Below are 26213 nucleotides of genomic sequence, written 5' to 3'. Positions count from 1 at the left end.
ACTATAGTCAGTTTAATGTCAGCGCTGCATCAGGGTGTTCCCGAGGCCTTATGCGAAAAACGCATGACCTTATGAACCACCCTCAATCCAAAGCAGGCTTGGTGCTGTTGCCCAAGTAGATCCAGAGATCCTGGGCGCTGCGCTTGGGGGCTTGACGACTGCCCGGCTTTTCACGGTAAGCACGGACCTCCATCGTCAACGACAGCTGTGCCTCGCCCGACAGGCTGACCTCGACCAATGCCCCCGTCTGGACTTCCTTTCTGACCGCACTTTGAGGCAAAAAGGCGATGCCATGTCCTTCCATCGCCATGACTTTCAGCCCTTCGGCCATGTCGGTCTCGTACACCCGCTCCAGATGGATCGGGGTCTTAGACTGCTTGAGGATCCAGTCGGTGATGCCACCCAAATAAGCGCCCGGTGCGTAGCCCAGATAAGGCAAGGGCCGGGCTGCCGTGCCCGGCAGGCTGAAAACAGCACGGCCATCCGGGCCTGCTTTGGCATAAGGCGCCAGCACCTCCTGCCCCAGCACCACCATTTCGTAACGCTCGGCATCCAGCTGCAAGGGCTGAGAAGGGTGGTGATAAGCGATCAGCACATCGCAGCCACCTTCAACCAGGCGCATGGCCGCATCGTGCACGTTCAACGCAATCAGGCGGCTTTTGATGGGCCCAAAACCGTCTCGCAAGCCGGCAATCCACGACGGGAAGAAGGTGAACGCCAGCGTGTGCGGCACCGCGAACTCAATAAAGTCCTGCCCGGCCGAGTTGTGCCCGCGCAGCATGGCACGGGTGTTCTGCAAGGACTGCAGCAACTCCAGCGCCTGGGCGTACAAGGTCTCACCCGCAGGGGTGAGTTTGGTCGGGTACGAGCTGCGGTCCACCAGATCGGCGCCGGCCCAGGCCTCCAGCGACTGAATGCGCCGGGAAAAGGCAGGCTGCGTGACATGCCGCAACTGCGCCGAGCGGCTGAAACTGCGGGTTTCAGCCAGGCTCACAAAATCTTCAAGCCATTTGGTTTCCATGCCGAATTATGTCGCGGCAGCGATGGCGGCCATGGCAGGCGGCGACTCTGCGTTTTGCTGCAGCGCCCACATGCTGGCGTAGCGCCCTTGCAGCGCCAGCAAGGCGGCATGGTTGCCGCGCTCGATGATCTGCCCAGCATCCATGACCAGAATTTCGTGCGCATCGACCACGGTGGACAAGCGGTGTGCAATCACCAGCGTGGTCTTGTTTTGCGCCACGCTGGCCAGCTCGGCCTGGATGGCGCGCTCGTTGGCCGAGTCCAGTGCCGAGGTGGCTTCGTCGAACACCAGAATCGGCGGGTCTTTGAGCAAAGTGCGGGCAATGGCCACGCGCTGCTTTTCGCCGCCCGACAACTTCAAGCCCCGCTCCCCCACCGAGGTTTGGTAGCCCTTGGGTGTGGAGGCAATGAAGTCGTGGATGCGGGCAGCACGCGCCGCGCCTTCGATCTCGGCCTGGCTGGCACCGGGGCGGCCATACGCGATGTTGTAGGCCACGCTGTCGTTGAACAGCACCGTGTCTTGCGGCACGATGCCCAAGGCTTGGCGCACGCTGGTTTGCGTGACTTGGCGGATGTCTTGCCCCGCGATACGGATGAAGCCTTGCTGCACGTCGTAAAAGCGGAACATCAAGCGCGCCAGAGTGGACTTGCCCGAACCGGAAGGCCCAACCACCGCCACCGTCTTGCCCGCCGGAATGACAAAGCTGATGTCTTTCAGGATCGGCCGGTCACTTTCATAGGCAAAAGACACGCGGTCAAACACCACCTCAGGCGCACCTTGCAAGGCCAGCGCCTGCGCACCCGGAGCGTCGGCCACTTCGCGTTCACGGTCCATCAGCACAAACATCTTGTCCAGGTCGGTCAGGCTTTGCTTGATCTCGCGGTAGAGCACGCCCAAGAAATTGAGCGGGATGTAGAGCTGGATCATGAAGGCGTTGATCATGACCAGGTCACCCAAGGTCATGCGCCCGGCCACCACGCCTTCGGTGGCGCGCCAAAGCATGGCCACCAGAGCGGCGGCAATGATCAGCTGCTGCCCGGTGTTGAGCACCGACAGGGTGGTCTGCGCCTTGAGCCGCGCCACGCGCAAGCGCTCCAGACTTTCGTCGTAACGCCCAGCTTCAAACACCTCGTTGCCAAAGTACTTGACGGTTTCGTAGTTCAGCAGCGAATCGATGGCGCGGGTGTGGGCCGCCGAGTCGAACTCGTTGGCCTGTTTGCGAAATTGGGTGCGCCACTCGGTGATGCGTACCGTGAAAAAGATGTACAGCGCCAAAGCCAGCAAGGTGATGCCCGCGAACCAAGCGTCAAACTTGACAGCCAAAATGGTCAGCACCAAGCCCACCTCGATCAGTGTGGGGATGATGCTGTAGAGCGAATACGAAATCAGCGACTCGATACCGCGCACCCCGCGCTCGATGTCGCGCGTCATGCCACCGGTCTGCCGCGCCAAATGAAAGCGCAGGCTCAGGGCATGCAGGTGCTCAAAGGTCTGCAGGGCGATGCTGCGCGATGCGCCTTGCGTGGCTTTGGCAAAGACCAGCTCGCGCAACTCGGTGAAGGCGGAGGTGAGCAAGCGCAAAGCACCGTAACCCACCAGCAAGGACACCGGCACCACCAGCACCGCTTTCGGGTCTCCGGGTTGGAGGCTCATGGCGTCCACCAGTTCTTTGAGCAGCAAGGGCACGCTCACATTGGCCAGCTTGGCGCCCACCATCAAACTGAGGGCAATGACCACACGCCATTTGTATTGCCACAAATAGGGCAAAAGGCGCGACAGGGTTTTCCAGTCGCCGCCCGGAGGGGGCTTGGGCACCTGGCCTGAAGGTGTTCCAGATGGGGGCGTGGTCGAGGCAGAGGGAGCAGCAGTTTCGCCGTGGTGGCGCATAAGAGACAATCCGGTTTTTAGTTCACCCCGATTGTGCCCATGTCTGAAACCCAACGCCCCCACACCGTGGCATTGCCCACAGACCAAGAGCTGGTGCTCAAGGTCATCCCCATGCCCGCCGACTGCAATGCCAGTGGCGACATTTTTGGCGGTTGGGTCATGGCTCAGGTCGACTTGGCCGGGGCCGTGTTGCCCGCTAGGCGCGTGCGCGGGCGCATGGTGACCGTGGCTGTGAACGAGTTCATCTTCAAGCAAGCGGTCAAGGTGGGCGACATCCTGTCGTTTTTCTCGCGCATCGTGCGCGTGGGCCGTACCTCGGTCACCGTCAAAGTGGAGGTGTTTGCCGAGCGCTTTCAGTTGCAAGGCCAATACATCAAGGTCACCGAAGCGAACCTGACCTATGTGGCCGTGGACGACCAAGGCAAACCGCGCTTGGTGCCTGCTGAGTGATGCACAGGGCCTGAGCGCGGCCTCAGGCGCTCAAGACACGATGTAAGCCGCAGCGCCGGTGGACATCAAGGTGCCATCCGGGCCGCAAAACTCCATGCGCGATGAACCCACACGTGAGCCCACTCGCAAGGCGTTGGCGGTGATGGTGAAGTGCTCGCCAATGCCGGGGCGCAGATAGTCCACACGCAAATCGATGGTGCCCAGTTTGGCGAAGCGCTCCAGGCGTTTGGCGGGCGTTTCGTCCATGTGCTTGGCCGCCAGCGCCGCCATCACGGCCGCGCTGCCGATGGCATCGAGCACCGCACTGATGACGCCGCCATGGATGCGGTTGTAGGCAAAGTGCCCCACCAGCTCGGGGCGCATGTCGATGCGGGCCTCTACGCCTTCGGGCGTGACCTTGACCAGCTTCAAACCGAGTGTCTTGTTGAAAACAATCTTTTCTTCGTAGATCTGGCGAAAGCCCTCAATGTATTCGGGCTCAAGGACGACGGGGGTATTGGGGCGATGGGGCATGCAACGATTCTATTGAAGAACGGCGCTGCGCTGCCCCGTTGACTCACAGCTTGGAAAAGTCGGGCTTGCGCTTTTCCATGAAAGCCCCAAAGGCCTCTTTGGCAGCGGGTTCACGCAGCATGCGCCCGAAACTTTTGCCCTCTTCGTCCATCTTTTGCAACACCTCTTGCTGGTAGCCACTTTTCATCAAACGCTTGGTCTCAATGAGTGATGACAAGGGCTTGCCCGCCAGTTTTCGGGCTTGCGCTTGTGCATAACCATTGACTTCGGTGGGCGGCACCACGCGGTTGACCAGGCCGACTTCTTGCGCAGCCTCGGCAAAGAAGGGATCACCCATGAGCAGGGCCTCTGCGGCACGGTGGTAACCAAACATGCGCGGGGCCAGCAGGCTCGATGCCGCCTCAGGGCACAAACCCAGGTTCACGAAAGGCATTGAAAACGCCGCGTTGTCACCGGCATAAACCAGGTCGCAATGGAAAAGCATGGTGGTGCCGATGCCCACCGCAGGCCCGGCCACGGCTGCGAGCAGCGGTTTTTCAAAGGTGGCGATGCCACGCAAAAAGCGGAACACCGGGGACTCTTGCGTGCTGGGTGGCTGGTTCAAAAAGTCGCCAATGTCGTTGCCCGCACTGAAGATGCTTTCATGCCCCTGGAACAGCACCACGCGCACGGACGCATCGGCAGCGGCTTGCGCCACAGCATCGGCCATGGCGGCATACATGGACGAGGTGATGGAGTTCTTTTTGTCCAGGCGGTTGAAGGTGATGGTCATCACCCCTGCGTCGATGTGGGTCAGGATGTCAGACATGGCGTTCCTTGTGGTGTGGGGTCGGTGCAGAAAACGGCTTATTGAACCCGAATCCAGGTTTGGGTGCGTCCCAACAGGGGCGTACCGATGTAACCACGGACTTCGAGCTTTTTGCCGCCGTCAATCGGGGTCAAACGCAAGCTGTAATTCTTGCCGTTCTCGGGATCCAGAATTTTCCCACCTTCCCACACTGCTTTGCCGTCGCCTTGTTGACCGCCCCGGATGATTTCCATGCCGATTTTGGGCTTGTCCTTGCGGTCATCCGTGCACAAATTGCAATTGGGCTCGGTGCTGGGCGTGGTCAGCAGTGATTTTTCGACCACCCCCGACAAAGCGCCTGTCGCGTTTTGGCTGATGCGAATCTCGGCTTTGGGCTGCTTGCTTTCATCGTCGATGCTGCGCCACAAGCCCAGCGGGCTCATTTGGGCGTGTGCAGCCAGGGTCAGCAAGCCGAGGCTCAAGGTCAATGCGGTCTTGATCATGGTGTTCCTTCTGTTCATGCTGCGGACTTCATGCCAGCGCCGCGTCGGTGTCCATCAGCACATCGCTGCCCGCACGGATGCGGCGCATCAGGCTCGATGTCTCGGGCATCAGGCGGGTGAAGTAAAAGCGCGCTGTCTGCAGCTTGGCCTGGTAGAACGGATCGGGGCGCTGTGCCTCTTCTTCGGCCTCGGCCAGTTTTTTCAAGGCGATCTGCGCCGAGCGGGCCCAGAAGTAAGCCAGCACCAAGTGGCCCACCACGCGCAAATAGTCCACGGCGGCAGCGCCCACTTCGTCGGCATTGCTCATGGCTTTCATGCCCACTTCGCCGGTCAGCTGGGTGAGCTTTTGGCCCAAATCGGCCAGGGGCTTCACGAACTCGCCCATGGCTTCGTTGGCCATTTCGGCTTTGACCAATTGCTCGACCAGCTTGCCGAATTTTTTGAGCGATGCGCCCTGGTTGCCCAGCACCTTGCGGCCCAGCAAGTCCAGCGACTGGATGGTGTTGGTGCCTTCGTAAATCATGTTGATGCGGGCATCGCGCACGAACTGCTCCATGCCCCACTCCTTGATGTAGCCGTGACCGCCGAACACCTGCTGGCATTCGGTGGTGGCTTGCCAGGCGTTGTCGGTGGTAAAGGCCTTGACGATGGGGGTGAGCAGGGCCACCATCTCGGCGGCTTCGGCGCGCACGGCTTCGTCGGGGTGATTCACTTCCTTGTCGAGCAGCAAGGCACAGTAGCAAGCTAGGGCACGGCCACCCTCGGCATAGGCCTTGGCGGTCATGAGCATGCGGCGGACATCGGGGTGCACGATGATCGGGTCGGCCGGTTTGCCGGGGGCTTTCACGCCCGTCAGCGAGCGCATTTGCACGCGGTCCTTGGCATAAGCCAGTGCATTTTGGTAAGCCACTTCGGTCAGGCCCAGTGACTGGTTGCCCACACCCAGACGGGCGGCGTTCATCATCACGAACATCGCGGCCAAGCCCTTGTTGGGTTGCCCCACCATCGTGCCCACGGCTTCGTCGAGCACCATCTGGCAAGTGGCGTTGCCGTGGATGCCCATCTTGTGCTCCAGGCCACCGCAATAAATGCCGTTGCGCTCACCGACGCTGCCGTCCGCAGCCACCTTGAATTTGGGTACCAAAAAGAGGCTGATGCCTTTGCTGCCGGCTGGCGCATCGGGCAGACGGGCCAGCACCAGGTGCACGATGTTGGCGGCCAGGTCGTGCTCGCCCGCGCTGATGAAGATCTTTTGCCCGGTGATGCGGTAAGTGCCATCGACCTGTGGCTCGGCCTTGCTGCGCAAGAGGCCCAGGTCGGTGCCGCAGTGCGGTTCGGTCAGGCACATGGTGCCGGTCCACTCACCGCTGGTCAGCTTGGGCAGGTACAGCGCTTTTTGCTCGGGCGTGCCGTGCGCGTGCAGGGCTTCATAAGCGCCGTGCGACAGGCCGGGGTACATGGTCCAGGCCTGGTTGGACGAATTGAGCATTTCGTAAAAACACTGGTTCACCACAAAAGGCAAACCCTGGCCACCGAACTCGGGATCGCAACTCAGCGATGGCCAGCCACCGGCCACGTACTGCGCATAGGCGGCCTTGAAGCCATCAGGGGCTTTGACTTCGTGGGTGTCGCGGTTGAGCGTGCAGCCCTGGGTGTCGCCAGAAATGTTGAGCGGGAACACCACCTCGGCAGCGAACTTGCCGCCTTCTTCGAGCACCGCATTGATGGTGTCGGCATCGGTCTCGGCGTGTTTGGGCAAGGCCTTGAATTCGTCGGCGACGTGGAGCAGCTCGTGCAAGACAAATTGCATATCGCGAAGGGGCGGGTTGTAAACGGGCATGTTGGCTCCTGGAAAATGTGGGTGATGTGTGGAATACTGAAAATCAAGCGTTGGAGGTCTTGCGCCGCGTCTTGGGCACAGCCACCAACTTGGGCGATTCGGCTGCCCTACTCTGCGCCTGGAGAGGCTGAGACATGGGGGTTGTGGCATAGCGGGCCAAAATATGCGAGAAGCCGCGACGGGCACGCTCGGTGGCATCGGGGTTGCGTAAAAAACGGGCCTCGTAGTGCAACGCCAGAATCAGGCCGTGGATCTCAAAGGCAATCTGATGCGCATCCGACGCCTGGCTCAACTGGCCTTCGGCTTGAGCCAGCTCAACGGCTCTGCGCAGTGCCGTTTGCCAAGTGGTCACAGACGATGCCAAGGCATCCCGCACTGGGCCTGTACGGTCGTCAAACTCGACGGCGCCACTGATGTAAATGCAACCGGAGTCAATTTCGGCGGAGGTCTGCACCATCCAGTTGTCAAACATCGCTTGCAGACGTGGCACGCCACGTTTTTTCTGCATGGCGGCATAAAACACTTCGGCTTCAAAGCGATCGTGGTACTCCCGAATCACCGAAATTTGCAGCTCTTCGCGTGAGCCGAAGTGGGCAAACACACCCGACTTGCTCATGCCGGTGACCTCAGCCAGTGCCCCAATGGACAAGCCATCCAAGCCAATTTGCGATGCCAAGCCCAAGGCCGCATCAATGATGACCGCCTTGGTTTGCTGACCTTTGATCAGGACACGACGCCCCGCCTCCGGCACGGGCGGGCGTTCAACTGGAGGAGGAGAATTTTGATCGGACATAGGCAACAAAAAAGAACGACCGTTCTATTTTGCACCAAAACCGGATCAAACCCGACAAACCCTGCGCATGTCAGGGTAAATCGGGATGCATCAAAGCATCGGGGCCAAAGCCGCCGACCCACAAGGTGATTTGCAGGTCGGAGGCTTTGGCCCCGTCAGGCTTCACTCAATACCGTTGAATCAAGCCTTGAAGGCCACGACCTTCTGAGTTTGTTCGCCCAAGCCGTCAATGCCCAAACGCATCACGTCACCGCGCTTCAAAAACACCGGTGCAGGCTTGCCGTCCACCTTGACGCCCATGCCCACGCCTGGAGGTGTGCCGGTGGTGATGATGTCGCCTGGCTCCAGTGTCATGAACTGGCTCACGTAGCTGACCAGCTTGGCCACACCAAAGATCATGGTCTTGGTGTTGCCTGTTTGGTAACGCACGCCATTCACATCGAGCCACATGCCCAGGGCTTGCGGATTGGGCACTTCGTCGCGCGTGACCAGCCACGGACCGACAGGACCAAAGGTGTCGCAGCCCTTGCCCTTGTCCCAGCTGCCGCCACGCTCCAGCTGGTATTCGCGCTCACTCACATCGTTGACCACGCAATAACCAGCCACATGGCTGATGGCGTCTTTCTGGCTGACATGGCGGGCACGGGTGCCGATCACGATGCCCAATTCCACTTCCCAGTCGGACTTCTTGGAGCCCTTGGGCAGCATCACGTCGTCGTCCGCACCCTGGATGCAGGAGATCGCCTTGGTGAACACAATGGGTTCTTTGGGGATGGGCATGCCCGATTCGGCCGCGTGGTCGGCGTAGTTCAGGCCGATGGCGATGAACTTGCTGGTCGCAGAGATGGGGGTGCCAAAACGCTTTTTGCCACGCACCAAAGGCAGCTTGTCGGTTTTGACTTTGGCCAGCTTGGCCAGTGCCTTGTCATTGAGCAAATCAGGCGTGATGTCCTTGACCACAGCGCTCAGGTCACGCAAGCGGCCATCGGCGTCGATCAGGCCTGGTTTTTCTTTGCCGGGTTGGCCATAGCGAACGAGTTTCATAAAACCTCTCAGTGTGTAAAAAATCAATACGTGGAACGGCCACCAGACAGGTCAAAGACCGCGCCGGTGGAAAAGGAACATTCTTCGGTGCTCAGCCAGGTCACCATCGCAGCGACTTCTTCGGGCTCGCCAAAGCGGGCCATCGGAATCTTGGACAGCATGAACTGGATGTGTTCGGGCGTCATTTGATCAAAAATCGCCGTCTTCACAGCCGCCGGGGTGACACAGTTCACGCGCACACCGGTGTCGGCCAGCTCTTTGCCCAGCGATTTGGTGAGACCAATGACCGCCGCCTTGCTCGCACTGTAAGCGCTGGCATTGGGATTGCCGTCCTTGCCAGCCACCGAAGCGATGTTGACGATGCGCCCGTAGTTGCGCGTCTTCATGTGGGCGCTCAGTTCGCGGCAGCAGTGGAACAGGCCATGCACGTTCACATCAAACACCTGCTTCCACGCGTCCACCGGGTAATCCCACACCTTGGTGTTGGGGCCAGTGATGCCCGCGCTGTTGACCAGCACATCCACATCGGCCAGAGCGGTGGTTTGCGCGGTGGCCTGCACCACCGATTCGTGGCTCGCTACATCCACCTGGACCGTGTTGACCACCGCACCCGGCTGCCCCTGGCGCAGTTGCTCGGCCGCTTTAGCCATGCCCGCCACATCGCGGTCCCAGACCGTGACGCGCGCGCCCGAGGCCAGCATGCGCTGTGCAATGGCAAAGCCCAAACCGGTGGCTGCACCGGTGATGACCGCGTGGCGGCCTTTCATGTCGAGCAAATTCATGCGGTCTTTCTTCTGTTGAAATGGGAACGTCAAATCGTCATGCCACCGTCCACCATGTAGGCGTTGCCGGTGGCAAAGATGGATTCATCAGAGGCAAGGAAGGTGACGATGGGCGCGATCTCTGCCGCCTGCGCCAGTCGCCCCATGGGCTGGCGGTTGATGAAGTCCTTGCGCGCCTGCACCGGGTCGGCATAGCTGTTGATGCGGTCCTGCAGCGAAGGGGTGTCCACGGTGCCGGGGCATATCGCATTGCAGCGGATGCCCTGCCGCACAAAGTCGGCCGCCACGCTTTTGGTGAGGCCAATCACGGCCGCCTTGCTGGTGCCGTAAATGAAGCGGTTGGGCAAGCCCTTGACGCTGGAGCACACGCTGGCCATGTTGATGATGCTGCCGCCGCGCCCGTCTTTTTCAAACTGCGCAACCATCTTGGGAATGGCGGCCTGAATCATCCAGAACTGCGAACGCACGTTCAGGTTGAAAGCGAATTCCCATTCTTCGTCCGTGGCTTCCACAATGGAGCCGTTGTGCACAAAGCCCGCGCAGTTGAAGATCACGTCAATGCGGTCCATGCTGGCCACCTGGGCGGCAATCGCGTTCTTGTCGAGCACGTTCAGCACGGCGGTGTGCACATTGGCCACACCCTGATACGACTTGAGCAGCTCGGCATTCACATCGGTGGCGTAAACGGTCGCACCTTCGGCGGCCATGGCCAGTGCGGCGGCCTGGCCAATGCCCTGCCCTGCGGCCGTGACCAGCGCGGTTTTTCCTTTGAGTCTCATGATGTCGGTGTCTCCGTGTGTGCCATTTTGAGGGGCGTGACTGGTGCATTTGGGCGTTTTTCACAGGTGCGACACCCGCCCACAAAGCGATTCAAATCAGGGTTCGAACCACGGGTTTGTGCGGATGTGAAATGACTTGACGCCTCAATTCTGAACATGTGATGATTGTGCAACTGGTCTGACCACTTGTCCAATTCACGTTATCCCTGATTTCCCGCATGCCCATCCAAACTGTCGAACCCCAACGCCTGTATCGCCAGATTGCCGAACAACTTCGACAACTGATGAACTCAGGTGAGTTCGCCGTGGGTTCACGTTTACCGGCCGAACGCGACCTGGCCGTCCAGCTGGGTGTGAGTCGCCCTTCTGTGCGTGAGGCCCTCATTGCGCTGGAGGTCGAAGGCATGATTGAAGTGCGTACCGGCTCGGGCATTTACGTGCAAAGCACCAAGCCGCTCAACAACAAAACAGGCGCAGCCCAAAGCGATGCCCATGCGGAATGGGGCCCCCTCGAAGTCATGAGCGCACGCATTCTGGTGGAGGCCGAAGTGGCCGCCCTGGCCGCTCAAAACGCGCAAAAGAAAGACCTGCAAGTCATCCGCAACGGTTTGCAAAAAATGAAATTGGAAGCCGCACGCGATGAAGTGCCCCGTTGGGGCGACGAAGCCTTTCACGAAGGCATCGCTCAAGCTTGCGGCAACGGCGTGCTACTCGACACCGTGCAGCGCTTCTGGCAAGCCCGCAACGGCCCCTTGTTCGAGCGCCTGGGCGACTATTTCGAACACCCCGCATCCTGGCAGGCAGCCATTGCAGAGCACCAAGCGGTGCTGGACGCCATCGAGGCCCGCGACAGCAGCGCCGCTCGCAAAGCCATGCAAAAGCACCTGAAACAAGCCCACAAAAGATACAGCGCGAGCTGGCGCCGCGCTCCCGCCCGTTAGCTGACTGCTAAGGGGTATGCAGTTTTTTCGCGTCAGCCATTTTCAAAACCACAAGGAGACAACGATGAGCAAACGATTCACCCTGAAAACCCTGGCTGCCCTGGGCACTGTTGCGATCGGCTCGATGCTGATCAGCACCGGTGCACAAGCGCAACAAAAACTCAAATGGGCACATGCCTACGAAACCTCGGAGCCCTACCACATCGACTCGGTCTGGGCCGCTGAAGAAATCAAGAAACGCAGCAACGGCAAGTTCGACATCCAGGTCTTCCCCGCCTCCACCTTGGGCAAAGAAACCGACATCAACCAAGGCCTGACTCTGGGTACGGTGGACATGATCATCAGCGGCACCTCGTTTGCCGCGCGCACCTATCCACGTCTGGGCATCGCTTACTACCCCTTCATCTTCCGTGACGGCGACCACCTGATCGCTTACTCCAAGAGCGGTGTGTTCCAGGAAATGGCTGCCGAATACCGCGCCAAAACCGGTATCCAGATCACGGCCTACACCTACTATGGCGCACGCCACACCACCGCGCAAAAAGCCTTCACCACCTGCGAGGGCATGAAGGGCCTGAAGATCCGCGTGCCCGATGTGCCCGCCTACACCGCCACACCCAAGTCGTGCGGCGCCAACCCCACACCCATCGCTTTTGCCGAGGTGTATTTGGCCTTGCAAAACGGGACCGTGGAAGCACAAGAAAACCCGCTGACCACCATCGAAGCCAAGAAGTTCTACGAAGTGCAAAAGGCCATCATGATGACCGGTCACATCGTGGACGGCCTGACCACCCAGGTGGCACCACACCTGTGGAACAAGCTGAGCGATGCCGAGAAAAAGATGTTCACCGAAGTGACGCAGGAAGCGGCCAACCGCTCGACGGCCAAGATCAAGAAGCGTGAAGCCGAACTGGTCGACGAGTTCAAGAAAAAAGGCCTGCAAATCGTGCAGGTGGACCGCAAGACCTTCCAGGACGCTGTGCTGAAAAACGCACCATTGGAGTCCATGGGCTTCACCCGCGCCGACTTCGACAAGATCCAGGCCGCCAAGTAAGCCCCTTTGCTCTGCAGGTCAGGCTCTTTGAGTGTTGATCTGCAGAGCTTCTCGAATTCAAGGACTCAAAATGAGCGAACTTCCCGATCTGGATGCCATGCCCAAAGTCATGGGTGACGATGGCCAGTTCCACGCCACCGATGACAACGTGGACCTGTCCGACACCCCCATCGAAGCCTGGGTGGCTTTGGCCTTTTTCTGGGCGCTGGGTGTCACGGTCTTTTACCAATTCATCACACGCTATGTGATGAACAACTCAGCCTCATGGACGGAAGAGATTGCCCGCTACATGTTGATCGCCACCGTGTTCACAGGTGCCACGATCGGTGTGGCCAAGAACAACCACATCCAAGTCGACTTCTTTTACCACTTCATGCCCGACTGGCTGTCACGTGCCATGGCCACTGTGGTCGATGTGATGCGCATCGCATTTTTTGCGGCAGCCACCGTGTTGACCGGCCAGATGATGGACAAGCTGGGCAGCTACAAGATGACCATCATCGACCTGCCCATGAACCTGGTCTATGGCGTGGTGATGGCTGGCTTTGCCGCCATGTGCCTGCGTGCCATCTGGGTGGCGCGCGTGCATTGGCAGCGCGGCTACACCGTGCTGCAACGCCCCGAGTCCGAAATGACCGACCGCTGAAACGCCTTTAGAAAGTTCCCCCATGTTGAAGATTCTTTTTCTCATTCTCATGAGTGGCGGCATTCCGGTGGCGATTGCCATGGCGGGTGCGTCCTTGCTCTATTTGTTTTTTGTTGAAAGCTCGCCGCCTTTTGTGGTGATCCACCGCATGGTCTCGGGCATTGACAGCTTTCCGCTCTTGGCCGTGCCGTTTTTCATTCTGGCCGGCAACCTGATGAACAACGCGGGCATCACCAACCGCATTTACAACTACGCGCTGGCCCTGGTGGGCTGGCTCAAGGGTGGTTTGGGCCACGTCAACGTGGTTGGCTCGGTCGTGTTTGCAGGCATGAGCGGCACCGCCATTGCCGATGCGGCAGGCCTGGGCACCATCGAGATCAAGGCCATGAAAGACCATGGCTACAGCACCGAATTTGCCGTGGGCGTCACGGCCGCATCGGCCACGCTCGGCCCCATCATCCCGCCCAGCCTGCCCTTTGTGATCTACGGCATGATGGCGAACGTGTCGGTGGGGGCCCTGTTCCTTGCAGGCATCTTGCCCGGCATCCTGATGGCTGTGTTGATGATGCTCACGGTGGCTTTTTTTGCACACAAAAACGGCTGGGGTGCGGACGTCAAATTCGAATGGCCCAAAGTCATCAAGGCCTTGATTGAAACCGCTGTCGTGGTAGGTTGGCCGCTGTCCATCTGGTGGTTGATCACGGCCATGGACACGCCCCCACAGATCACCGTATTTGCCGCCTTGTTCGTGCTGTTTGCTGCCGACAAATTTTTCAAGTTCCAGGCCGTTTTGCCCATCATGACGCCCGTGCTCTTGATTGGCGGCATGACCACCGGCGTGTTCACCCCCACCGAGGGCGCGATTGCCGCCTGCTTCTGGGCCATCGCTTTGGGCTTTTTCTGGTACCGCACACTCAACTTCAAGATGTTCGTGAAGATCTGCCTCGACACGGTGGAAACCACGGCCACCGTGTTGTTCATCGTGGCGGCCGCCAGCATTTTTGGCTGGATGCTCACCGCCACCGGCGTGACCACCGCCATCAGTGAATGGGTGCTGGGCTTCACACAAACGCCTTGGGTGTTTCTGTTGTTGGCCAACGCACTGATGCTGTTTGTTGGCTGCTTCCTCGAACCCACAGCCGCCATCACCATCCTCGTGCCCATCCTGGTGCCGATTTGCCAGAAGCTGGGCATTGACCTGGTGCACTTTGGTCTGGTCATGGTGCTCAATTTGATGATCGGCCTGCTGCACCCGCCCATGGGCATGGTGCTGTTTGTGCTGGCCCGCGTGGCACGCCTGAGTGTGGAAGCCACCACCCGCGCCATCTTGCCTTGGCTGGTCCCGCTGCTGGGCAGCTTGGTGATCATCACCTATGTGCCTAGCCTGGTGCTGTGGTTGCCCAAGCAATTCTATTGAGGTTGAGCCATGAGCACTTTCATTCGCTTGCACCCGGCCGATGACGTGGTCATTGCCCGGGCCCAACTCATGAGCGGCAGCACCGTGGACGGCGTGCCCGTGCGCGGCCTGGTGCCGCCCGGCCACAAGATCGCCACCCGCGCCATGGCAGCGGGTGAGCCCGTGCGCCGCTACAACCAGATCATCGGCTTCGCATCGCAGGCCATTGCGCCCGGCGAACACGTGCACACGCACAACCTGAACATGGGCGCAGAAAAAGGCAACTTCGAGCGCGACTACGCCATCGGGCAAGACGTCAAACCCGAACCCGCCCGCAAGCAAGCGACCTTCATGGGCTACAAGCGCGCTGACGGGCGCGTGGCCACACGCAATTACATCGGCGTGCTGTCGAGCGTGAACTGCTCGGCCACCGCTGCACGCGCCATTGCCGACCACTTTTCTAAACGCAACAACCCGCAAGCGCTGGCCCATTTTCCGAATGTGGACGGCGTGGTGGCACTGACCCACGGCACCGGTTGCGGCATGGACACAGAAGGACTGGGCATCCAGCTGCTGGAGCGCACGCTGGCCGGTTACGCCACACACGCCAACTTCTGGGGTGTGGTGTTGGTGGGCCTGGGCTGCGAAGCTAATCAACTGAACACCTGGCTGGCGCACAGCAGCTTGCGTGAGGGCGATACGCTCAAGGTCTTCAACATCCAGGACACGGGTGGCACGCGTCTGACGGTGGAAAAAGGCATTGCCTTGATCGAAGAGATGCTGCCCCGCGCCAACGCGATCACCCGCGAGCCTTGCAGTGCCGAACACATCACCGTCGGCCTGCAGTGCGGCGGCTCGGACGGTTATTCGGGCATCAGCGCCAACCCGGCGCTGGGTGCGGCAGTGGACCTGCTGGTGCAGCACGGCGGCACCGCCATCCTGAGCGAAACGCCCGAAATTTACGGGGCCGAACATTTGCTCACGCGCCGTGCCGTCAAGCCCGAAGTGGCGCACAAACTGATCGAGCGCATCCGCTGGTGGGAAAACTACACCGCGATCAACGGCGGCGAGATGAACAACAACCCCTCGCCCGGCAACAAGACGGGCGGCCTGACCACCATCCTCGAAAAGTCTCTCGGTGCGGTGGCCAAAGGCGGCACCAGCAACCTGCAGGCGGTTTACGAATACGCCGAACCGGTGAAGGCCAAAGGCTTTGTCTGCATGGACACGCCGGGCTACGACCCGGTCAGCGCCACGGGCCAGGTGGCGGGCGGAGCCAACCTGATCTGCTTTACCACCGGGCGCGGCAGCGCGTATGGCTGCGCGCCCTCACCGAGCCTGAAGCTGGCCACCAATACCGCGTTGTGGAACCGGCAACAGGAAGACATGGACCTCAACTGCGGCGAGATCGTGGACGGCGGCGTGAGCATCGCCGAGATGGGTCAGCGCATTTTTGAAATGATCCTGGCCGCCGCCTCGGGCGAACCCACAAAGAGCGAGCGCCACGGCTACGGCCAAAACGAGTTTGTTCCGTGGCAAGTCGGCGCGGTAATGTAATGACCTTGCGGGACAGATCTTTAGCTCTGTCCCCAACTGATTAAGAAGAACATGAGCCACACCATTTCTGCACACGATCTGCGTGCCAAAGTCGCCCGCATCATTGAACAAGCAGGCAGTGCCCCGACTGAAGCCGCGCAGGTGGCCGACAACCTGGTCATGGCCAACCTGAGCGGGCACGACTCGCATGGCGTGGGCATGGTGCCGCGCTATGTGGACGCCGTGCTCGAAGGGGGCCTGTCGCCCAACACGGGCGTGAAGGTTTTGCTCGACACCGGGCCGCTGCTCAACCTGGACGGCCAGCGCGGCTACGGCCAGATCACCGGCGTGCAGGCCATGCAAATGGGGATCGAGCGCGCCAAGCAGCACGGCGTGTGCACCGTGGCGCTCAGCCGCTCGCACCACCTGGGCCGCATCGGCCACTTTGCCGAAATGGCCGTGGCCCAGGGTCTGGTGTCGGTGCACTTTGTCAACGTGCTCTCGCGCCCGGTGGTCGCGCCCTTTGGCGGGGGTGATGGCCGCTTTGGCACCAACCCCTGCTGCATCGGCGTGCCCATGGGCGACCGCGCCCCGTTTGTGCTGGACTTCGCCACCAGCCGCGTGGCGCAGGGCAAGATGCGCGTGGCCTACAACAAAGGCGAGCAAGTGCCGCCCGGCTACCTGATTGACGAACACGGCCACCCCACCACCGACCCCGGCGTGGTGGTGGTGCCGCAGTCCAACGGCCTGTTTGGGGCGCTCATGACCTTTGGCGACCACAAAGGCTTTGGCATGGCCGTGGCCTGCGAACTGTTGGGCGGCGCGCTGACCGGCGGCGGCACTTGGCACCGCGAAGCCGACCAGCAACGGGCGGTGTTGAATGGCATGCTGACCATGCTGATCGACCCGGTGCGCCTGGGCACGCAAACGATGTTTGAACAAGAAGCCCTGGCCTTTGCCGACTGGCTGCGCCAAAGCCCCGATGCCCCTGGCAGCGATGGCGTGCACATGGCGGGCGAACCCGAACGCGCCGCCCGCGCCGAACGCGAGCAAAGCGGCATCTGGATCGACGATGCGACCTGGGCCGAGATCGAAGCATCCGAACACAAACTCCAAGCGAGATCCACAACTTGAAGGTGAATGGATTTCCTGTAGGAGCCAGCCCTGCTGGCGATGCGAGCGCTGGCGATCCGCATGCCTATCGCTTGCAGGGCAAGCTCCTACAAATCCCCTTAGGCGAAATCCTTATTTCCTGTAGGAGCAAGCCCTGCTGACGATGCGAACGCTTGCGGTCAGCAGGCTTATCAGCTTGCAGAGCAAGCTCCTACAAAGAACGCCGAGGTCATTCGTTGACACCCAGCCCTCTCTTTTAAAGCACATCCACCATGCCACTTTCTGCCCTCACCCTTTCATCGGTGCCATCCCACGTGAAAGTCCCCACCTATGACCGCACAGCCCACGCCCCCGGCGTGGTGCACTTGGGGTTAGGGGCTTTTCACCGGGCCCATCAGGCCATGGTGTTTGACCAGCTTTTGGCCGCAGGCGACACACGCTGGGGCATCCACGGCGTGGGCATGACGCGGCCCGATCTGGTAAACCAGCTGCGCGCACAAGACGGTCTGTATGCCGTGCGCGTGGCCGATGCTCAGGGTGTGAAATGGCAAGTGCCCGGTGCCCTGTGGCACACCAGCGTGGCCACCACCGAGCGCGATGCGGTGGTGCAAGCCATCGCCGCGCCCGCCACCCGTTGGGTCACGCTCACCGTGACCGAAAAAGGCTACACCCCGGCATTGGCTCAATTGCTGCTCGAGGGCTTGCGCCTGCGCCAGCAGGGCGGCCTGCCCGGCATCACCATTGCCTCGTGCGACAACCTGCAAGGCAATGGCCACAAGCTGCAGGCCTTGGTCAAAGCCGCGATACCAGCCAATGACACCACGCCGCAAGATGCGGCCTTGTTGCAGTGGCTCGATGCGCAATGCGCCTTTCCGTGCAGCATGGTCGACCGCATCGTGCCCGCTGCCACGGCAGAGGTCTTGACGGCAGCCCAACAAGCGTTGGACCTGCAAGACGACTGCGCCTTGAGCACCGAAGGCTTTTGGGAATGGGTGATCGAAGACCGCTTCGCCGACCCGTCGGATGCCGCTCTGCTGCAAAGCGCGGGCGTGCGCGTGACGGGCGATGTGCACAGCTACGAAGAAGCCAAACTGCGCATGCTCAATGGCAGCCACACGGCCATGGCGCTCATGGGGGCCGTCACGGCGCGGCCTTACATTGCCAACTGCATTGGCGAGACTCACATCCGCAGCTTCGTTCACCAACTGATGGGCCGCGAAGTCGCGCCGCACCTGTGCCGCAGCGACTGGGCCGAGTACCGAGACGCGTTGATCGCACGCTTTGGCAACCCGCATCTGAAACACAGCGTGCACCAGATCGCCACCGACAGCTCGCAAAAAATCCCGCAGCGCTGGCCCCCCTCGGTGCTGGGGCAAATCGCCAAGGGCGCATCGTTTGAACACCACGCACTGGCCGCGGCCGTGTTCGTGCGCTACACCCTGGGTGTGGACGAGCAAGGCCAAGCCTATGCCCTGAACGACCCGCAAGCTGACAGCCTGAAGGCCCTGGGTGCCGCCCAACGCACAACGCCAGAAGCCTGCGTGCGCGCCTTACTGACCCGCGAAGACCTGTGGGGCAACGCCCTGCCACAACACGCCGCATGGATCGCCCGCGTGACGCACTGGCACCAGCAAGTGATGCAGCACGGTGTGGACCATGCCATTCAGCAACTGCTGCCCCAAGAAACCTGAACACGGAGGCCTGAGCCATGAAAATCACCGCCGCCCGCGTCATCGTCTGCAGCCCCGGCCGCAACTTCGTCACCCTCAAAATCGAAACCGACCAAGGCGTCACCGGCATCGGTGACGCCACACTCAACGGCCGTGAACTGGCCGTGGTCAGCTACCTTGAAGACCACCTCATCCCCTGCCTGATCGGGCGCGACCCGCAGCAGATCGAAGACATCTGGCAATACCTCTACAAAGGCGCCTACTGGCGGCGCGGCCCGGTGACCATGAGCGCGATTGCCGCCGTGGACACGGCGCTGTGGGACATCAAAGCCAAGATGGCCAACATGCCGCTGTACCAACTGCTGGGTGGGCGCAGCCGCACCGGGGTCATGGTTTATGGCCACGCCAACGGCCGCGACACCGCCGAGACGGTCGATGAAGTCTTGCGCCACAAGGAAGAAGGCTACCTCGCCATCCGCGCCCAAAGCGGCGTGCCGGGCCTGAACAAGGTCTATGGCGTGAGCGGCTCCAACCGCATGTACGAACCCGCCGACGGCAACCTGCCCAGCGAGCACGACTGGAGCACCGAGAAATATTTGCGCCACACGCCCGGCCTGTTTGAAGCCGTGCGCGAAGCCGTGGGCCCCGACATCCATTTGCTGCACGACGTTCACCACCGCCTGACCCCGATTGAAGCAGGCCAGCTGGGAAAAGCGCTGGAGCCGGTGCGCATGTTCTGGATGGAAGACCCGACCCCGGCTGAAAACCAGGACGCGTTTCAGTGGATTCGCCACCACACCACCACGCCGATTGCCGTGGGCGAGATTTTCAACAGCATCTGGGACTGCAAGACGCTGATCGAGAAACAGCTGATCGACTACATCCGCACCACCGTGGTCCACGCGGGCGGCATCACGCACCTGCGGCGCATCGCCGATCTGGCGAGCCTGTATCAAGTGCGCACCGGCTGCCACGGCGCGACCGACCTGTCGCCAGTCTGCATGGGCGCAGCCCTGCACTTTGACACCTGGGTGCCCAACTTCGGCGTGCAGGAATACATGCCGCACAGCGAAGAAATGCTCTCGGTCTTCCCACACGACTGGCGCTTTGAGCGCGGCATGATGTACTGCGGCGAATCACCTGGCCACGGGGTGGACATCGACGAAAAGCTGGCGGCCAAGTACCCGTACCAAAGGGCTTATCTGCCAGTGAACCGGCTGCAGCATGATGGGACGCTTTGGAATTGGTGAGGTGCGCTGACCAGTTGAATCCGCCAGCGTCAGGGGTCATTGGGATTTAGGCGAGGAATAACTCTGCTGGGCTGAATACCGTCCTGATTCTGCTCAAGTGCGGTCGTACATTCAAGCTATGCAGAGCGCGGAGCTCGCTAGAGGTAGGATTAGGCTTCGCTTGTGTGAGTCGGTTGTAGTGCGATATTCGGATGTACCCAGCCTGGCAACTCCCGAAGTGAACGCAACCAGCGTTCGACACTTGGATATTCAGCAATCAATATTCCAGTTTGATCCAGCCAATGAAGATAGGCTGAGCAACTGATATCTGCAATGGTTGGACCTGATGGCAACAAGTACTCAGTTGCATCAAGGGTGCGGTTCAGGCTATTGAGATCAGCGATGGCTCGGCTGTGCAAGTAACTAAGCACGTCAGGAGGTTGCTTGGCCCATCTCATCGCGTACCGTAGATTTGGGACACTAAAGCCGATGCGATTGGACTCCCAACACAGCCACTCCAGAACGTGCGGCTGCTCTTGAGCAGTCCCGCCAAACTTTCCTGTTTTCACCGCCAAGTACAACAAAATGGCATTGGATTGGCAGAGCGTATGGCCTTCGTCTATGAGGACGGGAACCTCATCGAACTTGCTCACAGTGCGAAAGTGCGCTGGCCTACTGGATCGCGGCACGCTCAGATCAATCCACTCGTAGCTGTGATCGAGGTTGGACATTTGTAAATATGACTTGACCTTAAAAGAGTGTCCTGAATCCGTGCTACCGAAAAGATGCATTTGTGAAGCCTAACTTAGATGTATGCGGTGGCAATTCAACGATTTGCAGGCGCGTCGTGAAATAGCACGTTTGCAAAAGGGTCATAGGTCATTATTGACCGAGTACCCGTCTCCATTAGCAGCGTGTATGAACTTTCAGGTTTAAAAACCAACAAAACTCCTGAGCAGCCTATTTCGCATACCCGTACCCCAACTCCCAAGCCTGCGCCATCTGAACCCGCAACGCCTGGGGCACACGCGGGTCACCTTTGGCTTTTTCCATGGTGCTGTGCATGGCCTGGGCGATGCGCTTGAGCGTTTGGCTGGGCTGACTGACCCCGCACACGCGACGGCCAAAATCTTCCAGTTCATCTTTGGTGGGATAGGCTTTGGTGTGGTGTTTGCCCGCAAACAGTTTGAGCGCCAGGGTTCGGTCCTCCAATTCGGGGCCGCCTGCGTATTGGGTGTAGGTGTAGATGCTGGTGGTCACCACATCGAACATCGGGGCCAGCCAAACATCTTCGGATGAACGGTAGAGCAGTCCAAAATTTTTCAGATGAGCATCGCCATTGCGCACCATGATGGAAAACGCGACCTGCTCAAAAAACCGATTCAGGTTATCGCTGTGCAACTGGAGCTGTCGCAACAGTTCTGCGATGCGCTGGTAGCTGCCTTGGTACTTGCGGTCAGACAAGATATCGCGCACACGCAGCCCAGCCAGGGCCGCGATGTCCTCAAACCCCAAACGCTCGAGCCGCCCATCGTCATGAACGACCAGGTCAAATCGGTCAAGCACCAGCATCTGCCCATCGTCAGACAACGAGAACGTCGGTGTCTCGATACCCGCTTCTTGGGCTGCCGTCAGGCACAAAAATTCATTAGCAGCCAAGCCTGGGTATGCGGGGCTGGCCGCCTTCACGATCAGGGAGGGAATCGGCACGGTGGGCCGGTCAGGCACCATGATTTTGGGTTGCATGCCCGCGATGCCCGCGCCTGTGCTCAGGTAGGCGGCCACCAGATCGTTGAACACCTCTGGCGTGTAGGCTGTGCCCAGCAATTCGCTTTTACTCAAGGTTCTGGGCATGGGTATGGGCGCTTGATCGGGCAAGCTGTAGCCCAATCGCCCAATGCCATTGCGACCCACCAGCGCCAGCATGTGCATGGGCGTCATGGGTTGCTTCGGGAAGAGTTCCCGAATCTTCATGAACAAGTCGCCCTCAGGCAGGTTCTGGTCCATTGGAGGAAACAGGTCACCATCTTGCCAGGTGAGCTGCTGCGCGGCGGGCATGAGCAAGGCCACGGCAGCTTGCTCAGCTTGGGGTTGCACATAACGGAATTCGTAGGTGGACGCCCTGATCAACTGCCCGGCGTTTTCTGCATCGCCAATCGAGACATTCAGCAACCGGATTTTTTCAGGCAGCATCATCGTCCTCTTCGATGAACCTGGCAGCAACTTCGCTGGCCGTCGGCAGGCCTGAGCGTTCCATGCGCATCACCAGGCCCAAGGCGCCCATGACAGCCAGGAGCGACGACACCGTGGACTCCTCACCCGCTTCCAGCCGGTAAATGACTTCTCGGACCTTGCCAGCCTTTTCGGCCAGCGCAGTCTTGCTCAGACCCAGCGCTTCGCGACGCGCTTGCAGTTGGCGACCCAGTTCATCAGGCAATCGTATATTGTCAGTCATGGCTTGCATATTAACCATGAAAATTCAATTCTGCAAGTTATGACTTGCAGAATTACCCGCTATTCTGTCAACTCATACTGTATGAGGCTGGCCACAACTGCTTACAGAATCCTGGCCAACGCCGCCTGCAAATGCTCCGAAGGCAACCGTTTGAAACCCGAGCGCGCAAAGCGCTGCAAGCGCCCTTGCATGAAGGCCACCAGCAAAGAGGCCACCAACTGCGCGTCGGCTGTGGGGGTTGCCGACTCCATGCCTTTGAGGGATTGGCGCAGCTGCGCTTCGATCTTGTCAAACAGCAAGTTGATGCGCTCTTGCAGGCGTTCGTGCTCCAGCACCAGCGCGTCGCCGATCATCACGCGGCTCATGCCCGGGTTTTTCTCGGCAAACTGCAGCAGCAGCGCCACGATGCGGCTCGCTTGCACAGGACCTGCGGGTTCGCGGTCGGTGACTTGACGGATCAGGCCAATCACCGACTGGTCCACAAAATCAATCAGGCCTTCGAACATCTGAGCCTTGCTGGCAAAGTGGCGGTACAAAGCCGCTTCGCTCACGCCGATCTTGGCGGCCAGGCTGGCGGTGGTCACACGCTCGGCCCCAGGCTGCTCCAGCATGGCGGCCAGGGTTTGCAAAATCTGCAAGCGCCGCTCACCCGGGCGCGGGCGCTTGCGCGCAGGAGCCGCCTCGTCGTCAGAAAACCGCTCACTTGGTGATTGCTGGTCTGCCATCTCTCGCCCTCTTTTTAATTCGCCTGGTCGTGCAGACCCGCGCAAGACATCAACGGCTGCGGATCATGGTGCCGAACGCTTGCTCGGACAGCACTTCGAGCAGCATGGCGTGGGGCACGCGGCCGTCGATGATGTGCACCGCGTTCACGCCGCTCTTGGCGGCATCGAGCGCACCCGCGATTTTGGGGATCATGCCGCCGCTGATGGTGCCATCGGCACACAACTCGTCGATGCGGCTGGCCGTCAATTCGGTCAGCAGTTGGCCTTCTTTGTCCAGCACGCCACGGATGTTGGTGAGCATGAGCAACTTTTCGGCTTGCAGCACGGTGGCCAGTTTGGCGGCCACCACATCGGCGTTGATGTTGTAGCTTTCGTTGTTGGCACCAAAGCCGATGGGGCTGACCACGGGGATGAAGGCATCGCCTTGCAGGCAAGTCAGGATCGACGGGTCGATGCTCTCGATCTCGCCCACCTGGCCCACGTCGTGTTCTTTGGTCGGGTCCTGGCTGTCCACCAAGCGCAGTTTTTTGGCACGGATCAGGCCACCGTCACGGCCCGTGAGGCCCACGGCCTTGCCGCCTGCGCGGTTGATCATGCCCACGATGTCTTGCTGCACTTCGCCGCCCAGCACCCACTCGACCACTTCCATGGTTTCGGCGTCGGTCACGCGCATGCCTTGGATGAATTCGCCTTTTTTGCCCAAGCGCTTCAAGGCCGTTTCAATCTGCGGGCCACCGCCGTGCACCACCACCGGGTTCATGCCCACCAATTTGAGCAGGACCACATCTTCGGCAAAGGCCTGCTGCAGGGCCGGGTCGGTCATGGCGTTGCCGCCGTATTTGATGACCAGGGTCTTGCCGTGGAACTTGCGGATGTAGGGCATGGCCTGCGCCAGGATCTGGGCCTGGTCATGCGGCGCAACAGGGGTGACAGCAGTGGTATCGGTCATGGCGAAATTTCTGAAGAAAAGTCAAAGTTCAGGGGATTGTGCCGCAAGCCTGTGACCCTTCAGAGGATCTCGGCCAGCATGCGGTTGACGCCTTGCTGCCACGGCGGCAACACCAAGCCAAAGGCTTGCTGCAGCTTGTGGGTGCTCAGTCGCGAATTGAGTGGGCGCTGTGCGGGCGTTGGAAATGCCGTGGTGGGCACGGGGGCGATTTCGGTCACTTTCAAGCCCTGCTCGGGTTGGATGTGCCGCGCCTGCGCGATGACGTGGCTGGCGTAGCCATGCCATGTGGTTTCACCAGAGGCCACCAAGTGGTAAACGCCTCCCAGCGCCGGATTTTGGAGGACGCTTCGGATCGCATGGGCCGTCACATCAGCGATCAGGTCCGCGCCCGTGGGGGCGCCATGCTGATCGTCGATCACGGTCAGGCGTTCACGCTCCCCCGCCAACCGCAGCATGGTTTTGGCAAAGTTGCCGCCCCGCGCCGCATACACCCAGCTGGTCCGAAAAATCAGGTGCTTGCAGCCACTGGCGGCAATGTGTTGCTCGCCTTCGAGCTTGGTCTGTCCATACATGCTGAGCGGGCCTGTGGGGCTGCCCTCTTGCCACTGTTGCTCACCCTGGCCGTTGAACACGTAGTCGGTCGAGTAATGCACCAACCACGCACCCACTTCGGCAGCGGCTTGCGCCAGTGCGGCAGGCGCTGTGGCATTGAGGCAGCGCGCCAACTCGGGCTCGGACTCGGCTTTGTCCACCGCGGTATGGGCTGCGGCATTGACGACCACATCGGGCCGCCAGTCCCGCACGGTTTGGGCCAAGCGCTCGGGTTGGCTCAGGTCACCGCAAAAGTCGGTGCTGTGCCGGTCCAGCGCCAGCACCTCACCCAAGGGGGCCAGGCTGCGTTGCAGCTCCCAGCCGACCTGGCCGTTTTTACCCAGCAGCAGGATTTTCATGAGGCGCTGTATTGTTTTTGCACCCACTCGCGGTAGGCACCACTTTGCACATGGGCCACCCACTCGGGGTTGGCCAGGTACCACGCCACGGTTTTGCGGATGCCGGTGTCAAAGGTCTCGGCGGGCTTCCAGCCCAGTTCGGCTTCGAGCTTGCGGGCATCGATGGCATAGCGGCGGTCGTGGCCCGGACGGTCGGTCACGTAGGTGATCTGGCTGGCGTAGCTGCCGTCGGCCTTGGGGCGCATCTCGTCGAGCAGTTTGCAAATGGTCTGCACGATCTCGATGTTGGGCTTTTCATTCCAGCCGCCCACGTTGTAGGTCTCGCCCAAGCGCCCGGCTTCGAGCACGCGGCGGATGGCGCTGCAGTGGTCTTTGACGTACAGCCAGTCACGGATCTGCATGCCGTCGCCATACACGGGCAAGGGCTTGCCCGCCAAGGCGTTGACGATCATCAGCGGGATGAGTTTTTCTGGGAAGTGGTATGGGCCGTAGTTGTTGCTGCAGTTGGTGGTGAGCACCGGCAGGCCGTAGGTGTGGTGCCAGGCGCGCACCAGATGGTCGGATGCCGCTTTGCTGGCGCTGTAAGGGCTGTTCGGCTCATAGCGGTGGGTTTCGGCAAAGGCTGGCTCGTCCTTGGCCAAGGAGCCATACACCTCGTCAGTCGAAACATGCAAAAACCGAAAACCCGCTTTTGTGGGCTTGTCAGCTGCCCCTGTGGGAGCGAGCCCCTGCTCGCGAATGTCTGAATCAACCAAACCGTCCCAATATCCCCGCACCGACTCCAGCAGCCGGAAGGTGCCTACGATGTTGGTCTCGATGAATTCACCCGGGCCATGGATGGAACGGTCCACATGGCTTTCGGCCGCAAAGTTGACGACGGCGCGGGGCTTGTGCTCGGCCAGCAAGCGGCTGACCAAAGCGCTGTCACCGATGTCGCCTTGCACCAACTGGTGACGGGCATCGCCTTGCAGACTGGCCAGGGTCTCGGGGTTGCCCGCATAGGTGAGCTTGTCGAGATTGATGACGGCCTCGTTGCTGGTGGCCAGCCAGTCGAGGACAAAGTTGGCGCCGATGAAGCCGGCACCGCCGGTGACGAGAATGGTCATGAGAATGCAGATCAGGTGGGTGCTGCGGGACGCGGCACCACTGT

General features: G+C 60.4%; 26 protein-coding genes. 9 read left to right on the top strand and 17 right to left on the bottom strand.

All coding sequences use genetic code 11. From position 1 onward, the window contains the following. Positions 1-82: 82 nt before the first annotated feature. On the bottom strand, positions 83-1021 hold the full coding sequence (locus ACZ5VE_RS01135) for a LysR family transcriptional regulator (protein WP_464456257.1): 939 nt from the start codon (positions 1019-1021) through the stop codon (positions 83-85). 6 nt (positions 1022-1027) lie between these two features. Then, positions 1028-2908, bottom strand: a complete 1881-nt coding sequence (locus tag ACZ5VE_RS01130) for an ABCB family ABC transporter ATP-binding protein/permease (protein WP_464456256.1) — start codon at positions 2906-2908, stop codon at positions 1028-1030. Between the two features lie 39 nt (positions 2909-2947). On the opposite strand from ACZ5VE_RS01130, the gene ACZ5VE_RS01125 reads away from it, so the two are divergent. Next, positions 2948-3358, top strand: coding sequence for an acyl-CoA thioesterase (locus ACZ5VE_RS01125; protein ID WP_464456255.1), 411 nt, complete (start codon positions 2948-2950; stop codon positions 3356-3358). A gap of 30 nt (positions 3359-3388) precedes the next feature. On the opposite strand, the gene ACZ5VE_RS01120 is transcribed toward ACZ5VE_RS01125, so the two are convergent. The 8 genes from ACZ5VE_RS01120 to ACZ5VE_RS01085 form a co-directional block, all read right to left on the bottom strand. Further along, positions 3389-3871, bottom strand: a complete 483-nt coding sequence (locus ACZ5VE_RS01120) for a thioesterase family protein (protein WP_464456254.1) — start codon at positions 3869-3871, stop codon at positions 3389-3391. A gap of 43 nt (positions 3872-3914) precedes the next feature. Then, positions 3915-4679 (bottom strand): enoyl-CoA hydratase, encoded by a 765-nt coding sequence (locus ACZ5VE_RS01115; RefSeq protein ID WP_464456253.1) that lies wholly within the window; start codon positions 4677-4679, stop codon positions 3915-3917. 38 nt (positions 4680-4717) lie between these two features. Then, positions 4718-5161 carry a DUF2147 domain-containing protein gene (locus ACZ5VE_RS01110; RefSeq protein ID WP_464456252.1) on the bottom strand — a complete coding sequence of 148 codons (444 nt, stop codon included), beginning with the start codon at positions 5159-5161 and terminating at the stop codon, positions 4718-4720. A gap of 28 nt (positions 5162-5189) precedes the next feature. Then, the gene (locus ACZ5VE_RS01105) at positions 5190-7001 is read right to left on the bottom strand and encodes an acyl-CoA dehydrogenase C-terminal domain-containing protein (RefSeq protein WP_464456251.1); all 1812 of its coding nucleotides are present in this window, start codon (positions 6999-7001) and stop codon (positions 5190-5192) included. A 43-nt stretch (positions 7002-7044) separates the two neighbouring features. Next, positions 7045-7794, bottom strand: coding sequence for a TetR/AcrR family transcriptional regulator (locus tag ACZ5VE_RS01100; RefSeq protein WP_464456250.1), 750 nt, complete (start codon positions 7792-7794; stop codon positions 7045-7047). Between the two features lie 180 nt (positions 7795-7974). Further along, positions 7975-8838, bottom strand: coding sequence for a fumarylacetoacetate hydrolase family protein (locus ACZ5VE_RS01095; protein WP_464456249.1), 864 nt, complete (start codon positions 8836-8838; stop codon positions 7975-7977). A gap of 23 nt (positions 8839-8861) precedes the next feature. Next, a complete protein-coding gene (locus ACZ5VE_RS01090) occupies positions 8862-9620 on the bottom strand; it encodes an SDR family NAD(P)-dependent oxidoreductase (RefSeq protein WP_464456248.1) in 759 nt (252 codons plus the stop codon). 29 nt (positions 9621-9649) lie between these two features. Then, a complete protein-coding gene (locus tag ACZ5VE_RS01085; protein ID WP_464456247.1) occupies positions 9650-10399 on the bottom strand; it encodes an SDR family oxidoreductase in 750 nt (249 codons plus the stop codon). A 218-nt stretch (positions 10400-10617) separates the two neighbouring features. Between ACZ5VE_RS01085 and ACZ5VE_RS01080 the strand changes: the two genes are divergently transcribed. The 8 genes from ACZ5VE_RS01080 (at position 10618) to manD (ending at position 20005) form a co-directional block, all read left to right on the top strand. After that, on the top strand, positions 10618-11340 hold the full coding sequence (locus tag ACZ5VE_RS01080; protein WP_464456246.1) for a FadR/GntR family transcriptional regulator: 723 nt from the start codon (positions 10618-10620) through the stop codon (positions 11338-11340). 64 nt (positions 11341-11404) lie between these two features. Continuing rightward, positions 11405-12394, top strand: coding sequence for a sialic acid TRAP transporter substrate-binding protein SiaP (locus ACZ5VE_RS01075; RefSeq protein WP_464456245.1), 990 nt, complete (start codon positions 11405-11407; stop codon positions 12392-12394). Positions 12395-12464: 70 nt separating this feature from the next. Beyond that, positions 12465-13040 (top strand): TRAP transporter small permease, encoded by a 576-nt coding sequence (locus ACZ5VE_RS01070; protein ID WP_464456244.1) that lies wholly within the window; start codon positions 12465-12467, stop codon positions 13038-13040. Positions 13041-13062: 22 nt separating this feature from the next. Continuing rightward, positions 13063-14457, top strand: a complete 1395-nt coding sequence (locus tag ACZ5VE_RS01065; protein ID WP_464456243.1) for a TRAP transporter large permease — start codon at positions 13063-13065, stop codon at positions 14455-14457. 9 nt (positions 14458-14466) lie between these two features. Beyond that, the gene (locus tag ACZ5VE_RS01060) at positions 14467-15993 is read left to right on the top strand and encodes a UxaA family hydrolase (protein WP_464456242.1); all 1527 of its coding nucleotides are present in this window, start codon (positions 14467-14469) and stop codon (positions 15991-15993) included. 51 nt (positions 15994-16044) lie between these two features. Continuing rightward, on the top strand, positions 16045-17106 hold the full coding sequence (locus tag ACZ5VE_RS01055; protein WP_464456241.1) for a malate/lactate/ureidoglycolate dehydrogenase: 1062 nt from the start codon (positions 16045-16047) through the stop codon (positions 17104-17106). A 251-nt stretch (positions 17107-17357) separates the two neighbouring features. Further along, the gene (locus ACZ5VE_RS01050; RefSeq protein WP_464456240.1) at positions 17358-18776 is read left to right on the top strand and encodes a mannitol dehydrogenase family protein; all 1419 of its coding nucleotides are present in this window, start codon (positions 17358-17360) and stop codon (positions 18774-18776) included. A gap of 17 nt (positions 18777-18793) precedes the next feature. Next, complete coding sequence (gene manD, locus ACZ5VE_RS01045; protein ID WP_464456239.1) at positions 18794-20005, top strand: D-mannonate dehydratase ManD; 1212 nt, start codon at positions 18794-18796, stop codon at positions 20003-20005. Positions 20006-20154: 149 nt separating this feature from the next. Here the strand turns inward: manD and ACZ5VE_RS01040 are convergent, their stop codons facing one another. The 7 genes from ACZ5VE_RS01040 to rfbB form a co-directional block, all read right to left on the bottom strand. Next, entirely contained in the window at positions 20155-20775 is a 621-nt protein-coding gene (locus ACZ5VE_RS01040; protein WP_464456238.1) for a glutathione S-transferase family protein, read from the bottom strand. Between the two features lie 169 nt (positions 20776-20944). Continuing rightward, positions 20945-22177 carry a type II toxin-antitoxin system HipA family toxin gene (locus tag ACZ5VE_RS01035; RefSeq protein ID WP_464456237.1) on the bottom strand — a complete coding sequence of 411 codons (1233 nt, stop codon included), beginning with the start codon at positions 22175-22177 and terminating at the stop codon, positions 20945-20947. Then, positions 22167-22439 (bottom strand): helix-turn-helix domain-containing protein, encoded by a 273-nt coding sequence (locus ACZ5VE_RS01030; RefSeq protein WP_464456236.1) that lies wholly within the window; start codon positions 22437-22439, stop codon positions 22167-22169. Before ACZ5VE_RS01030 ends, ACZ5VE_RS01035 begins: the two co-directional genes overlap by 11 nt. A gap of 101 nt (positions 22440-22540) precedes the next feature. After that, positions 22541-23164, bottom strand: a complete 624-nt coding sequence (slmA, locus tag ACZ5VE_RS01025) for a nucleoid occlusion factor SlmA (RefSeq protein ID WP_464456235.1) — start codon at positions 23162-23164, stop codon at positions 22541-22543. Positions 23165-23213: 49 nt separating this feature from the next. After that, complete coding sequence (argB, locus tag ACZ5VE_RS01020; protein ID WP_464456234.1) at positions 23214-24113, bottom strand: acetylglutamate kinase; 900 nt, start codon at positions 24111-24113, stop codon at positions 23214-23216. A 59-nt stretch (positions 24114-24172) separates the two neighbouring features. Then, positions 24173-25063, bottom strand: coding sequence for a dTDP-4-dehydrorhamnose reductase (gene rfbD / locus ACZ5VE_RS01015; protein ID WP_464456233.1), 891 nt, complete (start codon positions 25061-25063; stop codon positions 24173-24175). After that, entirely contained in the window at positions 25060-26169 is a 1110-nt protein-coding gene (rfbB, locus tag ACZ5VE_RS01010) for a dTDP-glucose 4,6-dehydratase (protein WP_464456232.1), read from the bottom strand. The genes rfbD and rfbB overlap by 4 nt, the downstream gene beginning before the upstream one ends. Positions 26170-26213: the final 44 nt, after the last annotated feature.

The organism is Limnohabitans sp. INBF003 (assembly GCF_055396645.1).
The sequence above is the reverse complement of the archived record's forward strand: the minus strand, read 5'-3'. Positions and strand labels throughout refer to the sequence as shown.

Bases quoted from the DNA above. Each gene is read 5' to 3' on its own strand.
- ACZ5VE_RS01135 (WP_464456257.1), bottom strand. From the start codon at position 1,021: ATGGAAACCAAATGGCTTGAAGATTTTGTGAGCCTGGCTGAAACCCGC.
- ACZ5VE_RS01060 (WP_464456242.1), top strand. From the start codon at position 14,467: ATGAGCACTTTCATTCGCTTGCACCCGGCCGATGACGTGGTCATTGCC.
- ACZ5VE_RS01055 (WP_464456241.1), top strand. From the start codon at position 16,045: ATGAGCCACACCATTTCTGCACACGATCTGCGTGCCAAAGTCGCCCGC.
- ACZ5VE_RS01050 (WP_464456240.1), top strand. From the start codon at position 17,358: ATGCCACTTTCTGCCCTCACCCTTTCATCGGTGCCATCCCACGTGAAA.
- ACZ5VE_RS01125 (WP_464456255.1), top strand. From the start codon at position 2,948: ATGTCTGAAACCCAACGCCCCCACACCGTGGCATTGCCCACAGACCAA.
- rfbB (WP_464456232.1), bottom strand. From the start codon at position 26,169: ATGACCATTCTCGTCACCGGCGGTGCCGGCTTCATCGGCGCCAACTTT.
- ACZ5VE_RS01080 (WP_464456246.1), top strand. From the start codon at position 10,618: ATGCCCATCCAAACTGTCGAACCCCAACGCCTGTATCGCCAGATTGCC.
- ACZ5VE_RS01065 (WP_464456243.1), top strand. From the start codon at position 13,063: ATGTTGAAGATTCTTTTTCTCATTCTCATGAGTGGCGGCATTCCGGTG.
- ACZ5VE_RS01095 (WP_464456249.1), bottom strand. From the start codon at position 8,838: ATGAAACTCGTTCGCTATGGCCAACCCGGCAAAGAAAAACCAGGCCTG.
- ACZ5VE_RS01090 (WP_464456248.1), bottom strand. From the start codon at position 9,620: ATGAATTTGCTCGACATGAAAGGCCGCCACGCGGTCATCACCGGTGCA.
- ACZ5VE_RS01035 (WP_464456237.1), bottom strand. From the start codon at position 22,177: ATGCTGCCTGAAAAAATCCGGTTGCTGAATGTCTCGATTGGCGATGCA.
- slmA (WP_464456235.1), bottom strand. From the start codon at position 23,164: ATGGCAGACCAGCAATCACCAAGTGAGCGGTTTTCTGACGACGAGGCG.
- ACZ5VE_RS01075 (WP_464456245.1), top strand. From the start codon at position 11,405: ATGAGCAAACGATTCACCCTGAAAACCCTGGCTGCCCTGGGCACTGTT.
- ACZ5VE_RS01120 (WP_464456254.1), bottom strand. From the start codon at position 3,871: ATGCCCCATCGCCCCAATACCCCCGTCGTCCTTGAGCCCGAATACATT.
- ACZ5VE_RS01040 (WP_464456238.1), bottom strand. From the start codon at position 20,775: ATGCATCTTTTCGGTAGCACGGATTCAGGACACTCTTTTAAGGTCAAG.
- ACZ5VE_RS01070 (WP_464456244.1), top strand. From the start codon at position 12,465: ATGAGCGAACTTCCCGATCTGGATGCCATGCCCAAAGTCATGGGTGAC.
- argB (WP_464456234.1), bottom strand. From the start codon at position 24,113: ATGACCGATACCACTGCTGTCACCCCTGTTGCGCCGCATGACCAGGCC.
- ACZ5VE_RS01110 (WP_464456252.1), bottom strand. From the start codon at position 5,161: ATGATCAAGACCGCATTGACCTTGAGCCTCGGCTTGCTGACCCTGGCT.
- ACZ5VE_RS01100 (WP_464456250.1), bottom strand. From the start codon at position 7,794: ATGTCCGATCAAAATTCTCCTCCTCCAGTTGAACGCCCGCCCGTGCCG.
- ACZ5VE_RS01085 (WP_464456247.1), bottom strand. From the start codon at position 10,399: ATGAGACTCAAAGGAAAAACCGCGCTGGTCACGGCCGCAGGGCAGGGC.
- rfbD (WP_464456233.1), bottom strand. From the start codon at position 25,063: ATGAAAATCCTGCTGCTGGGTAAAAACGGCCAGGTCGGCTGGGAGCTG.
- manD (WP_464456239.1), top strand. From the start codon at position 18,794: ATGAAAATCACCGCCGCCCGCGTCATCGTCTGCAGCCCCGGCCGCAAC.
- ACZ5VE_RS01105 (WP_464456251.1), bottom strand. From the start codon at position 7,001: ATGCCCGTTTACAACCCGCCCCTTCGCGATATGCAATTTGTCTTGCAC.
- ACZ5VE_RS01030 (WP_464456236.1), bottom strand. From the start codon at position 22,439: ATGACTGACAATATACGATTGCCTGATGAACTGGGTCGCCAACTGCAA.
- ACZ5VE_RS01115 (WP_464456253.1), bottom strand. From the start codon at position 4,679: ATGTCTGACATCCTGACCCACATCGACGCAGGGGTGATGACCATCACC.
- ACZ5VE_RS01130 (WP_464456256.1), bottom strand. From the start codon at position 2,908: ATGCGCCACCACGGCGAAACTGCTGCTCCCTCTGCCTCGACCACGCCC.